This is a genomic window from Aridibaculum aurantiacum, assembly GCF_017355875.1.
Classification (GTDB): domain Bacteria; phylum Bacteroidota; class Bacteroidia; order Chitinophagales; family Chitinophagaceae; genus Segetibacter; species Segetibacter aurantiacus.
Genome location: NZ_JAFEWC010000002.1, coordinates 208,104 through 221,794 on the forward strand (window position 1 = coordinate 208,104; position 13,691 = coordinate 221,794).

Here is a 13,691-nt window from a genome sequence, read left to right on the forward strand (position 1 = left end):
AATAATTTCTACAAAGCACCCTTGAGCTATACATCAACTGCTTTAGCTGAAGCCCTGTTTCTCGGTAAATCTTCGTTTTAATTATCAGTTCCTTATGGTGCACATTTTGACTATTATTCCATGTTCCATCATGGATGGTCCTAATGCATTACATACTAAATATGGAATCAAAAAAACAACCCAGGAAGAAGAGGTCGATACCCGTGCGCATACTTAGAGGGTTTGGGATATTCCTGCTTTCCTTAATTGGGCTTATTGTACTAATACTGCTTCTTATACAAACTGCTCCCGTGCAAAATTTTGCGCGTGGTAAAATTGTAACCTTTCTCGAAAACAAGCTGCAGACAAAAGTTGCTATCAAGCGACTGGATATTGATTTTCCGAAAATGCTGGTGCTGGAAGGAGTTTATATTGAGGATAGAACAAAAGACACATTATTGGCAGGTAACCAGTTGAAGGTGGATATCGCCATGTTCAAATTACTGAATAACGAGGTCCAGATAAACGAGATAAACCTGAATGGGATTACGCTAAAAGTAAAACGGCAACTTCCTGATACCATATTCAATTATCAATTTATCATAGATGCGTTTGCTACACAGCAAGCGCAGCCTGCTACCAAGGATACTGCAGCCATGAAAATGGCAATTGATAAAATAATTATTGATGATACAAGGCTTGTATATTTTGATGTAGTTACAGGTAATGATGTGGATGTTTACCTTGGGCACTTCGACACGCGGATAGATAAGTTTGACCCGGATAATCTTGTTTACGATGTGCCTAGCATCAATCTGCGTGGTGTGAAGGGTAGGGTAAAACAAACAGCGCCATTAGAAGTTACCGTAGCTAAAACAGATCCCACACCTACAGTTGCCAATGCGCCACAGCAATTTGTAAAATTCACCAATAGGGAAACAAAACTACACGACATAGATATTGCCTATAGCAATGGTGTTTCTGCTTTAGACACACGTTTTAAATTCAGAGAATTAAATATTTACCCGGAGAACATTGACCTGGAGAATTTCCTGGTTGCTATTCGTGAAATAGAATTGAACGAACTGGATGGGCATGTGACCATGAATGCTCCACCACAGGGTGAGGTAGTACAATTAAAAACACAAACTGGTAAAGAGGTAGAAGCTGAATACCTTCCATGGAAATTTACAGTTGGTGCTATCCGGTTCAACAAGAACAATTTTGCTTTCAACGATAACACAAAGCGACGTACAGGAAGGGGAATGGATTATGCGCATCTTGGCATAACTGATCTTACACTGCATGCCGATGATTTTCTTTTTAACCAGGATACTATAGCTGGGAATATAATAAGCGGATCTATGCGTGAGCAAAGTGGATTCGTGCTAAATGAATTAACTACCGACTTCCGATATACCAGCCGAGGTGCAACACTTAATAATCTATTGATACGCACACCGGGAACTGAGTTAAAAAGAAGTGCTGCGGTTCGATATCCTTCGCTTGCTGCATTAGAAATGAATATGAACCTGATGGAGTTGAACCTGGATATTGACAACAGCCGCGTAATGGTTAAAGATATTCTCACGTTTGCTCCTGATCTTGCTTCGCAGCCTGCTTTCAGAAATCCAAATGCTATACTGTACCTCAATAGCCGCATAAGTGGAAGCATGGCGCGGTTAAATATCCAGGAGTTGCAGTTCAGGGGTTTCCAAAATACTAAAGTTGATATTTCTGGCACGCTTGCCAATGCTACAGATCCAAATGCTTTTTCTGCAGATCTTAATATCAGGAATATCAGCACCAGCCGCAGCGATGTGTTGTCATTTGTTCCACCTAAGAGTATTCCTAATAACATCACTATACCTGAGGCAATGGCACTGAGTGGTACTGTGCGTGGTGGTGCCAGCAGTACTTATGCTAACCTGTCGTTGAATACATCTTTGGGTGGGGCCAAGGTTCATGGAAGGATCAACAATGCTATGAACCCAGCGGCAGCTACTTATGCTGCAGACATATCTACAAGTGGTTTAAATGTAGGCCGTATCATTCAGCAACCGCAAACTGTGGGAACAGTGTCATTGGGCTTCACCGTACGCGGAAGAGGTTTTGATCCTGAACGTGCCAATGCAAGCATTAAAGGTTTGGTGCGCAGTGCGCAGTACAACGGGTACACCTATCGCAACCTTGATCTTAATGCAACACTGGCAAACCAGAAGTTCACCGCTAATGCAGCAATGCAGGATCCAAACCTGCACTTTGCATTACAAGCCGAAGGCGATATGGGAGGAAGCCTTCCTGGATTTGCTGTTACCGCCACCATTGATAGTATAAAAACAGGTCCTCTTAATCTTACACCAGATCCTATGATCTATCGGGGTAAGATAGTCGCCAATTTTCCTGAGCTAAACCTGGATGCACTTTCAGGACAGATATATCTTACAAATTCTCTGCTTGTTGCAAACAATCAAAGGATAAAACTTGATTCGGTAGAAGTGTTGGCTAACTACGAAGCAGGACAACAACTGATCACTGCTAAAACAGATTTTGTAACAGCAACATTAAGCGGTCAGTACAAACTTGCTCAACTAGGAGACATCTTTATTGATGCTATACAGCCTTATTATGCTATCAATACTACACCGTCTAAAACTATTCCTGATCCATATAATTTTACCATCAATGCGCATGTAATAGATCATCCGACCCTAAAAGCTTTTATACCTGACCTAAAGCGGATGGATGATATAGCAATTGATGCAAACTTCTCCAGTGCTGATGGTTGGAATGCTGATGTTCGATCGCCTATGATAGTGCTCGGCACCAATCGCATAGCTGATATGAACCTAACGGCCACTACTGCCGGCGACAGGCTACAAATAGAAACCAATGTTGGTGAAATAAGTGCAGGCGAGAACCTCTCATTATTAGGAACACGTTTACGCGCCAATATCAATGATAATAAAGTTGATTTTGCCTTAAGAGTGGGTGACAAAGCCGGTAAAGATAAATACCGATTACAGGGGCTCTTTGCGCAAGAACCCAATGATCTGTTTTCTCTTTCGCTACGGCCCGATAGCCTGATGTTGAACTATGATGTATGGAGCATTAACAACGACAACCTGATACGTTTTGGTGCAGACCTTGTGAATGCTAACAATTTCAACCTGAGCAAAGGTGATCAGCAGCTTTTGATCAATAGCCAGGGCACCACTGCCACCAGCCCAATGGAAGTACGTTTCAACAACTTCAGGTTGGCTACGCTTACAGGTTTTGTACAGGTTGATACAGCAATGGCTGATGGTACGCTCAATGGTAATATCCTGTTGCGCGACCTAACCACGCAACCCAATTTTACTACAGATCTTACCATCAACAATCTTGCTATTAACCGCGACACTATAGGTGATGTAAATGCTAAAATCGACAACAGGAACGCGAATGTATTTGCTACCAATGTAACCATTACAGGTCGTGGCAACGATGTGGCACTTACGGGTAATTATTACCTGAAACCACAGAACAATAGTAATATGGATTTGAATCTTGCCATTCGAGCTCTTCAATTAGAAACATTGGAAGGTGCTAGTATGGGAAGTATTCGTGATGCACATGGGTACATGAGTGGAAACGTAAAAATAGGAGGAACAGCAGCCTCACCTGATATTGACGGCCGGATCAATTTCAATGATACAAGAATGGTCGTGTCTATGTTGGGTAATGAATTCAAAATAGATAATGAAGCCATTGTTGCTGTTGATAATCGTGGTCTTCGTTTCGATCGTTTTACCATACGGGACTCTGCTGAAAACAGGTTGACGATAAATGGTACGGCCGCTACCACCAACTTCATGAATTACAATTTCGACCTAGGTATACGGGCTAGAAATTTCAGGGCATTGAATAGCACGAAAAGGGACAATGAGCTTTTCTACGGCCAGCTTTATTTTGATACGGATCTGCACATAGGAGGAACTGAAACTTCGCCAGTAATAGATGGTTCTTTAAAAGTGAATGAAGATACCAGGATGACGGTTGTGCTTCCGCAATCGCAGCCGGGTGTAGTAGAGCGTGAAGGAATAGTAGTGTTCGTTGATAAAGATGATCCGCTGTCAGATTCTTTATTCCTGGCAGCTATTGATACACTCAATCGTACGAGGCTGGTGGGGATGGATCTTACAGCCAATATAGAAGTAGATAAAAAAGCAGAACTCAACCTGGTGATTGATGAAGGAAACGGTGACTTTGTAAAGTTGAAAGGAGAGGCCAATTTGACTGGTGGTGTAGATAAGAGTGGAAAAGTAACACTTACCGGTTCTTACGAGTTAGAAGCAGGGTCGTACGAAATGTCGTTTAATTTCCTGCGTCGCCGCTTCGATATACAGAAGGGAAGTACCATAACATGGACAGGTGAACCAACAGATGCAAATCTTGACATCACTGCTGTATATGTAGCTAATACTTCTGCTATAGAGCTAGTGCAGGACCAGGTGCCAGCTGCAACACGCGATCTTCGCTTCAGGCAAAGGTTGCCTTTCCAGGTGCACCTAAATATGGAAGGAGAGCTGATGCGACCGACTCTTACTTTCGATATCGTTCTTCCTGAAGAAAGCAGCGTAAGGGTGGATAATGAAATCGCCGGTTACGTGGAAACACGTTTGAACCAGCTAAAATCTGAGCCATCCGAACTTAACAAGCAGGTATTTGCACTTCTTCTACTTAACCGATTTGTTTCAGAAAATCCTTTTGAAAGTTCGGGAGGCGGAACCACAGCAGGAACGCTTGCCCGCCAAAGTGTAAGCCGGATGCTAACAGAGCAGTTGAATAATATGACCGAAAACCTGATAGCAGGAGTTGACCTGAACTTCGACTTGGTTTCAACTGAAGATTATACTACAGGTGAATTAAGAAATCGTACAGATCTGAATGTTGCGGTTTCTAAGCGATTGCTCAACGACCGTTTGAACGTGTCGGTAGGTAGAAACTTTGAACTGGAAGGTGGCCAGCAAACTAACCAGGGTAGTGCCAATAATACAGCATCAGCACCAGATATAAATATTGAATACTTCTTAACCCGCGATGGCAGGTACCTGCTACGTGCTTACAGGCGCAACGAGTTTGAAGGTGTGGTAGAAGGATATGTGCTGGAAACAGGTGTAGGCTTTGCAGTTAATGTTGATTACAATCGCTTCAAAGAAATATTTGAAAGGAGAAGAGACAGGCGCGCAATGGCACGTGAGAGAAGACGTGAGAGATTAGAACACAGAAACACCCCGGCGCCTGAGCAACCTGCAAATCCACAAGGTAGCAGCAGCACAAAGTCTGAAGCTGCGCTAGATACTTCACGTAAAGATGAAAATGAAAACTAACAGCAATAGTTACATACATGTACTGGCGTTATTGCTACTGGTGTCAGTGGCTGTGGGCTGTAGTACCACAAAAACGGTCCCGGATAATGATGCACTGTACACCGGAGCTACAGTAAAAATAGAGGAGACAGAAGTACCAGCGAAACAGCGGAAGGCTCTTCGCAACAGTCTTTCCGGCCTTACAAGGCCTAAGCCTAATTCAAAGGTGTTAGGAATGCCTATCAAGCTTTGGATCTATAATATGGGTAGCGAAAAAGGTATTGGCGGGTGGTTACGCCGCAAGTTCGGTGAGCCTCCTGTGCTGCTCAGCCAGTTGAGCCTCGACAGGAATGTAGAGGTGCTGAATAGTTACATGGAGAACCGCGGATTTTTTCATGTAAGAGTAAGCGGGGATACAACTGTAAAGAATAAAAAAGCAAGTGCCACATACGGCGTTGTTACAGGTCCTGAATATCAGGTAAGAAATATCACCTTCCCTCCTGATTCGGGTGCATTGGGTGATGCTATCCGGGGCACTAAAGAAAGATCACTTTTAAAAGGAGATGTACCCTTTAACCTGGACCTGATAAAAGGTGAGCGAACAAGGATAGATGTGGCACTGAAAGAACAAGGATTTTATTACTTTAATGAAGATTACCTGCTGATAGAAGCAGATACTACGGTTGGCGGTAACAAAGTTGACCTATACCTGAGAGTTAAGCCTGAAACAGCTCCCGAGGCTAGAAACATTTATAGGATCAATGATGTATTTATTTACTCTAACTACAACTTAACCACAGCCGCAACCGATACAGTGCTGAGGCATGCAGATAAGCACGCAGGTTATTATGTAGTTGACTCCGGAAAGATTTTCAAGCCACAGGTGTTTGAGCAAATGATGCAGTTTGAGCCGGGTGATATTTACAGCCGTAAAGACCATAATACAACTCTTAGAAGGCTGATAAACCTGGGTACCTATAAGTTTGTAAAAAACAGGTTTTCCCCGTTGATAGACTCCGGCAGGCATATGTTGAACTCGTATTACTACCTGACGCCGCTTCCTAAGAAATCATTACGGGCAGAATTACGTGGTACTTCTAAAACAAATAACCTTACCGGTTCGGAAATAACAGTGGGCTGGCGCAACAGGAATGCTTTCAGGGGCGCTGAACAGCTGATGGTGAATTTATTTGCGGGTTCTGAAGTACAAATAAGCGGAAACTTTGGCCGGTCAAATACTTTTAGAGTGGGTGGCGATGTTACTTTAAGCATACCTCGATTTGTTATTCCATTTCTTGATGTACGAGGACCAGGAGAATTTGTCCCACGTACAAACATTACGGCAGGCTATGAATTGCTGAACAGGTCGGCGCTATATACTCTTAACAGCATCCGTGGTAACTATGGATATACCTGGAGAGAAAGTATTCAGAAAGAACACCAGTTAAATCCTATTTCTATCAATTATGTAAAGCCGCTAAATGTAACAGCCGAGTACGCTAATAGAATGCAGCAAAATCCAACATTGGCGCGTATCGTAGAGCAACAATTTATCCTTGGCTCTACTTACAACTACAATTACAACCAGCTTGCTAATTCTACCAACAGAACTGGGATATTCTTCAATGGCTTGTTGGATGTAGCGGGTAATGTTATGGGTTTAGCCACAGGCGCAAACTGGAAGACCAATGATACTGCGACTCTCTTTGGAACACGATTTTCACAATATTTAAAAACTGAACTGGATGCGCGGTACTACAGGCAGATAGGCCTGCGCAGTCAATGGGCAAACCGCATCATCCTTGGTTTTGGTTATCCTTATGGAAACAGCCAGCAAATGCCATTCGTGAAGCAATTTTTTGCAGGCGGTAATAATAGCTTGCGTGGATTTAGAAGCCGTACTGTTGGTCCCGGAACTTCCACACCTGCAAATGCCAACAATCCCCGAATGTTCTTTTTGCCTGATCAATCCGGAGATATAAAACTGGAAATGAATACGGAGTACAGGCCTAAGATTACCAATATTGTAGAAGGAGCTCTCTTTGTAGATGCCGGAAATATCTGGTTGTTCAATGAAGATCCCAACAGGCCCGGGGCAAAATTCTCAGGTAATTTCTTAAAAGAATTAGCGGTGGATGCTGGTGTTGGTGTGCGTTTAGATCTTACGATCCTATTACTAAGAGTTGACGTTGCATGGCCACTAAAAGTACCTTATGCTGCTAAACCGCCCCGGCAAGATATGATCATCAACCTGGCTATTGGATATCCATTCTAAAATTTCACCTCGGTCTTCCGGGGTTTTTTATTAAAAAATGGTATAAATCTTCAAAAACATGTTTTGGTTTCATTTTCCTGATATTTTGCAGCGCTAACCAAAACAACCCTTATCATGAAACCCTTCCCGCTGCAAAGACTGGCTGTGCTCGTCTATTTATCTTTCTTTATTGCCACCGGCTTTACATCCTGCCTAAAATCAATGGCACGTGCATCGCACAATTCCAAAGTATCACCTGATGAATTCAACAGGCTGAAAGGTAAAACCGTAGTGTTCGTAGTACCTAAATCTGAATATGCTTCTTTGGAAGATTATAAAGAGTTATTGCCGAAAGCATGGACCCTTACACCCATGGAAGTGATCCGCTATAGCGATATAGATGCGTATGCAGATCCTAGCAAATATGCTTTCTTCCAGATCAATGGCATCACCACTACTACCACTAATAGCCGTGGTTTTAGTTATTCAAATACGCATTACTACCTGGCACTTTCATCAAGCTATAGTACAGAGACAAAAAAGGGCAAAGAGAAACAACATACAGATGTACTGTGCAGGGTAGAGCTTTATCCTGAATTTGCAGCTACCGGTATCAATTTCTCTGCTAAAGATGCCAGTGATAAAATTTATGAGAATGTAACCATGCGCAACTTCTCGGTGCCTTATATGATGGCTTATGTTCGCTTTGTACAAAAGAACCTGCAAAACAAAAAGAACCCTTGGGTGTATGAGAATTACTCCGATGATGTACTGCGCGACAGGATAAAAACGGATACGCTTTACGTACCAGAAAACGTCTTATTCAGCCGCAGTAAGTTTACGGGAAAAGAAGCTGCAAAAGGTGCCGACTTCTTTGCTAAGTATGATGGCCGCTACAAGATCGTTTCTAATAAAGAATTGACAGAAATCGTAAGGCACCGCAATCCTAAGAAGCCACTTTTCTTGTTTGAATACGTGCAAAGCAGTACCGATAAATATGTAGGTGTTTTAGAAGTTAATTCAGGAACAGTTGCATACCGCAGGTATACTGGCGTTACTTACAATCTTAAGTCGAAAGACCTGAAGCGTATTTAAACTTTGATATTTACCGTAGTAAAGCCGCCAACAGTCACTGGCGGCTTTCTTCTTATAGCAATTTTCCTACCTGTTTTTCGTTCTGAAATCATCACATTATCTAAATTGCCGGACAACCTCAGCCCCTGATCCTATGCCCTTGAAGTTTTTACTTACCATAACCAGCCTGTTTTATTTAGCCCCGCTATTTGCTGGCCCTGCCGATAAAGACACCAACGTTGTTATTTCTTCTAAAAAAGAGGCTTATCTATTCGAATACAATAAAAAGCAACAAAGGGTAGAAGTAAACGAGAAAACCAACACCATCTACCTGTGCAACCAGTTTAGAACCACTGTTCCTGTTGTTGAATTTTATAACGATCAAACCGCTATTAACGACGTAAAGATCATTGTGAATGGTGAAAGGAATAAGCTCATTAAGCCACAGTTTGATTATCATTCTGTCTCAGGTATTTTTTATTCCGATGCACGTGTCTGCTATTTTAGATTGCCATTGGAAAAGATAGGTACTACCAGCGAAGTTCAATTTGATAAGACAGTAACCGACCCTCGTTATTTCACCAGCATCTATTTTCCTGAAGAATATAAAGTGGCCAATAAAGAAGTCACTGTCACCATTCCACGATGGATGAAGGCGGAATTGAAAGAATACAATTTTGCCGGAAATGATATAACCCGCAGTCAGCGCTACGACGAACGTGCTGATGCTGATATCTACACGTATACTATTAAGCAACTGCCTGCACGTGTGTCAGAAAATGATGCACCCGGACCAAGTTATATCTATCCGCATGTTTTGGTACTTACCCGCTCTGCACAGGTAGAAGGAAAAAGCTTTACCTATTTCAACACTACCAAAGACCAGTACAACTGGTACCGCAGCCTGGTAAAAGAACTAACTACTGATGAAGCAGCAATGAAAGCTAAAGCTGCTGACATCACGCAGGGAAAAACAGCTGAGCTTGATAAAGTAAAATCCATTTTCTATTGGGTGCAGGACAACATCCGCTACATTGCTTTTGAAGATGGAATTGCAGGTTTTAAACCTGAAAATGCGCAGGAAGTTTTGCGCAAAAAATATGGTGATTGCAAAGGCATGGCTAACCTTACAAAAGAGCTATTAAAAGCTGCCGGCTTCGATGCCCGCCTTTGCTGGATAGGCACCAACCATATTGCTTATGATTATTCTACTCCATCGCTGGCGGTTGACAACCACATGATCTGTGCGCTCAACTACAAGGGCAAACAGTATTTTTTAGATGCTACTGAGAAATATATTCCTATCGATCAGTATGCAGAAAGAATTCAAGGGAGGCAGGTGCTGATAGAAGACGATGACAATTACATTTTAGAAAAAGTACCTGCAACGCGTTACCAGCAAAACACGATGTATGAAAAACGGGTACTCGCATTAAGCAATAATAGCCTGGAAGGAAAAGCATATCATAAATACAACGGGGAAAGCAAGGAATACCTGCTATACCATGTAAACAACTTGAAGAAAGACAAAGCCAGCAATATACTGGAGCAATACCTTGCCGGCATGGATGCTAAATACCAGCTGACAAAATTAGAGACATCGGATATGAGTGACTGGGATAAGGATCTTACGATCAACTACAATGTGGTGCAAAAAGATGCCATTACATCTTTTGGCGACGAGCTATACGTGGATGTAGATTTTAGAAAAGAATTTGCTGACCTGCTGATAGACACCAGCGACCGCCGGCACGATTACGTGTTCGACTTTAAGCGTCACCTGCTGCATGAAACGGAGATAGATATTCCTGCCTCGTATAAACTACAACAGCTGCCTGCTGCATTGTCTATTGACAGGAAGATGTATACGTTCAAAACCAACTTCATAAAAGAAGGTAATAAGCTGGTGTACAAAAAGGAGATCATCGTAAAAGATGTTACACTTCCGAAGAACATGTTTACGCAGTGGAACAACGATATTAAAGAACTTAAAAAAGCTTACCTGGAGCAGGTGATCCTGGTAAAACAATAACCTATGAACAAGATGGTAAGAGCGGTGCTGGTTATAGCAACTGCATTTATTACAACAGCAGTGTTTGCTATAAGCGACGAAGAAAAGTATAAACTGCACGCAGCAGAAGTACGTAAAGAAGTATGGGGATGGAACAAACCTGAATTCCAGCAACGTACGGTTCCGGCGGAGTACAACAACTTTTCGTATGTCACCATTGCCAAGCACCTTGACATCTCTGCTACAAGTCGTACCAAGTTCCAGTTTGGTATGGGCAGTTGGTTCAAAAAGGAATACACCTACACCCGCACCATCCGCGAGTTGGTGAAGATAAACGACAAAGCTGCGCTGGAAGAATATTCAGAACTTTCTTACCAGCAGTTTAAGCGCAGGCAATCCATTTTAGAAACAGGTACCTCAACTACGATCATTGGCGTTCGCATTGTAAAACCAGATGGCACAGTGAAAGAAGTAAATGCTGATGAAATCGTACTTACTAAAGATCAAAAGACAAACAAGCAGGCTAAGCTTGCCATATCCGATCTGCAGGTTGGCGACATGGTAGATTATTTCATAACCACTGAAGACAAGATGCTGGATGGTAAGGCACCAGAGGCTTCTTATTTTGTTTTTGGCGAAGACAATCCCATTATGCATTATTCGGTTCATTGTCTTGTTGGTAAGAAGTACGCAGTAGAATATCGTGCATTGAATGGTGCGCCAGAGTTCAAGCAATCACGTGGCGAAGACGATGATATAGTGCTGGATGTAGCAGCCAAAGACATTCCTGCTTTTCCTACCACTCTTTGGATGAGTTCTATGCGGCAGATTCCTATCCTTCGCATGAACATCATAGTTGGTTACAATGGAATGTATGCAGGCAGAATTAATGCGCGCAAACCAGGCGAGGTATATCGCAATCAACCCATGTCGGAGATTGTAGAAGACGAGGTGATACAAATGCAAATGGAGAAGGCGCAATTACGAATGGGCACATCCAAGTCTGCATTTTACGACCGCGTAAAGACTGCATTAAAAAAGGTGAATAAGGATTACGATAAACTTCCAAAGGACGAACTGGCTTCTCTTATCTTTTATACTTTCCGCTTTCTTACTACCTACGATGTCAATTCATCTGAAAATATAGAGGTGGGTGTGAGCCGTAATTACGCCAACCTGTATAGCAAGAAATACCTTTTTTACCTGAGCGAGGTTTTTAAAGATTTTGACATAAGGGCTGAACTGGCATTGGTAACATCTAAATATGGTCCGCACCTGCAGGAAGTAATGGACAAAGATGATTTTGAATATATAGTAGTAGTTAAAGAAGGTAAGCCTGCTTACTATGGTATAGAAAATCTTTTCTCACCTGCCGGTTATATTCCTGCTCATTATGAAGGAATAGATAAAGCACCCAGCTTCAATACCGGCGGCAACATGTCGCGCAGCCGCAAAGATTTTGCAGAAACAACATCAAGTATCCCTGCCAGTTCATGGAAAGAGAACATGCAGGTAGAACGCCTGCAGGTAAAACTGGATGCCGATAATATGCAGGTATTGGATGTAAAAAGAAAAACATCTAATACAGGTCATTTTAAAATTGATGATCAGAAGCGGCTATTATTATTTGAAGAATACTACGAATCAGAAAGGAAAGCTTTGGGTTTAGAAAAATCATTAGTAGAAGAATTAAGTGAAAAACGCCGCACCCGTAGCCTGAGCGATGAATACAAGAATGCCTTTGCTAAAGCTCGCGAAGATGTAAAGGAGCGTTTTAAATCAGAGATACAAAGCCAGTTTGAGATAGCTCCAAAAGAGTTGTTGGAATTTAAAGTAGATACTATTGGAATACGTCATACAGAACCGGCTTTTGTCTATTCATCGCATTTTACTTTTGATGGGCTGGTGAAGAAGGCTGGCAACAATTACATTTTAGACATAGGCAAATTTATAGGCGGGCAGCTGCAGCTAAAGCCATGGCAGCGCGATAGAAAAGTGGATGTATACATGCCTTTTGCCCGTGCATTTGATTATGTTATTTCAGTGAGCTTACCTGATGGCTACAAAGCTGAAGGTTTAGATAAGTTGAACCTGAATGTTGAGACTGCTGCAGGAAGTTTTGCAGTTACTACTACAGCCGAAGGCAACCAGGTAAATATGTTTGTAAGAAAGATCTATGCACATGCATACGAGCCTGTAGCCAATTGGCAGAACCTGGTACATGTGCTGGATGCAGCAGTAGATTTCAACGGAGCCAAATTGCTGATAAGGAAAATATAGCCGCTAGCTCAATACCTCCTGCAATACCTGCAGGCTCTTTAGCTCACCAAAGTCTTGTACGTGCAGGCTGATATAGTTCTGGAAAGCCTGCAGCAACAGGCGGCGCTGGTTACGGTTCAGTTTGAAGTTCTCCAGGTCGTTGTAAAAATGTATGGCTAATAGCTCTGAAGTAAGCTTTGCCTGCTCTCCATCCAGGTAGTAAGAATGGTTTGGTCGTTCTTCTGCAAATTGACCATCGTGCAGGTCGAGGATAGGTGTAGAAGGCTCATATCCCCCCTGGATTCTAAAACCAAGTTCACCACCCAGGTGAAGCATAAAGTAGAGTGGAAGGTTGGCTGTAAGTGTAGCATTTCCTTTATCCAGTTGTTTCAATGTATCCTCTGCCAGGTAATAGAGTTCAGGGTTTGCTTCAGGTTGTTTCAGGCAGTGATGCAGCATTTCCACTATATACATGGCTACTGCATTTTTTACCACATCAAACAAAACATGATCGTATAAATATCCCCACTGGTAGTCTTTGATGAAGTTCAGGTTCTTGAGCTCATTGTGGTAAACAACCAAGTCCAGTATAGCTGCAGGTTGGAAAAATATTCCCTTACCCTGCGATCTTTTAGAGCTTTGCCGAACGCCTTTTACTATGTATGACTGCAAACCAAAAAGCTCTGTATACACAGTGGTGATGACGCTTGTTTCGCCATATTTCACCGTGCGTAAAACAATGCCTTTGGTCTTAAATGTCATG

6 protein-coding genes are annotated in these 13,691 nt (G+C 42.4%); 5 read left to right on the top strand and 1 reads right to left on the bottom strand.

The annotated features are described in order from the left end of the window. Nucleotides 1-161 precede the first annotated feature (161 nt). The 5 genes from J4N22_RS20205 to J4N22_RS12545 all read left to right on the top strand — a co-directional run bounded on the left by J4N22_RS20205 (nt 162) and on the right by J4N22_RS12545 (nt 12,949). The gene (locus J4N22_RS20205) at nt 162-5,351 is read left to right on the top strand and encodes a translocation/assembly module TamB domain-containing protein (RefSeq protein WP_483413485.1); all 5,190 of its coding nucleotides are present in this window, start codon (nt 162-164) and stop codon (nt 5,349-5,351) included. Next, nucleotides 5,335-7,605 (top strand): translocation and assembly module lipoprotein TamL, encoded by a 2,271-nt coding sequence (tamL, locus tag J4N22_RS12530; RefSeq protein ID WP_207495062.1) that lies wholly within the window; start codon nt 5,335-5,337, stop codon nt 7,603-7,605. Before J4N22_RS20205 ends, tamL begins: the two co-directional genes overlap by 17 nt. Before the next feature lie 114 nt (nt 7,606-7,719). Then, entirely contained in the window at nt 7,720-8,679 is a 960-nt protein-coding gene (locus J4N22_RS12535) for a hypothetical protein (protein ID WP_207495064.1), read from the top strand. A gap of 133 nt (nt 8,680-8,812) precedes the next feature. After that, nucleotides 8,813-10,690 (top strand): transglutaminase-like domain-containing protein, encoded by a 1,878-nt coding sequence (locus J4N22_RS12540; protein WP_207495066.1) that lies wholly within the window; start codon nt 8,813-8,815, stop codon nt 10,688-10,690. 3 nt (nt 10,691-10,693) lie between these two features. Further along, nucleotides 10,694-12,949 (top strand): DUF3857 domain-containing protein, encoded by a 2,256-nt coding sequence (locus J4N22_RS12545; protein ID WP_207495068.1) that lies wholly within the window; start codon nt 10,694-10,696, stop codon nt 12,947-12,949. 3 nt (nt 12,950-12,952) lie between these two features. On the opposite strand, the gene recO is transcribed toward J4N22_RS12545, so the two are convergent. Beyond that, nucleotides 12,953-13,690 carry a DNA repair protein RecO gene (gene recO, locus J4N22_RS12550; protein ID WP_207495070.1) on the bottom strand — a complete coding sequence of 246 codons (738 nt, stop codon included), beginning with the start codon at nt 13,688-13,690 and terminating at the stop codon, nt 12,953-12,955. Between the last annotated feature and the right edge of the window lies 1 nt (nt 13,691).

What these genes read in the sequence shown, in the direction of transcription:
- J4N22_RS12535 (WP_207495064.1), top strand. Translation starts at nt 7,720, where the DNA reads ATGAAACCCTTCCCGCTGCAAAGACTGGCTGTGCTCGTCTATTTATCT.
- J4N22_RS12540 (WP_207495066.1), top strand. Translation starts at nt 8,813, where the DNA reads ATGCCCTTGAAGTTTTTACTTACCATAACCAGCCTGTTTTATTTAGCC.
- J4N22_RS12545 (WP_207495068.1), top strand. Translation starts at nt 10,694, where the DNA reads ATGAACAAGATGGTAAGAGCGGTGCTGGTTATAGCAACTGCATTTATT.
- tamL (WP_207495062.1), top strand. Translation starts at nt 5,335, where the DNA reads ATGAAAATGAAAACTAACAGCAATAGTTACATACATGTACTGGCGTTA.
- recO (WP_207495070.1), bottom strand. Translation starts at nt 13,690, where the DNA reads ATGACATTTAAGACCAAAGGCATTGTTTTACGCACGGTGAAATATGGC.
- J4N22_RS20205 (WP_483413485.1), top strand. Translation starts at nt 162, where the DNA reads ATGGAATCAAAAAAACAACCCAGGAAGAAGAGGTCGATACCCGTGCGC.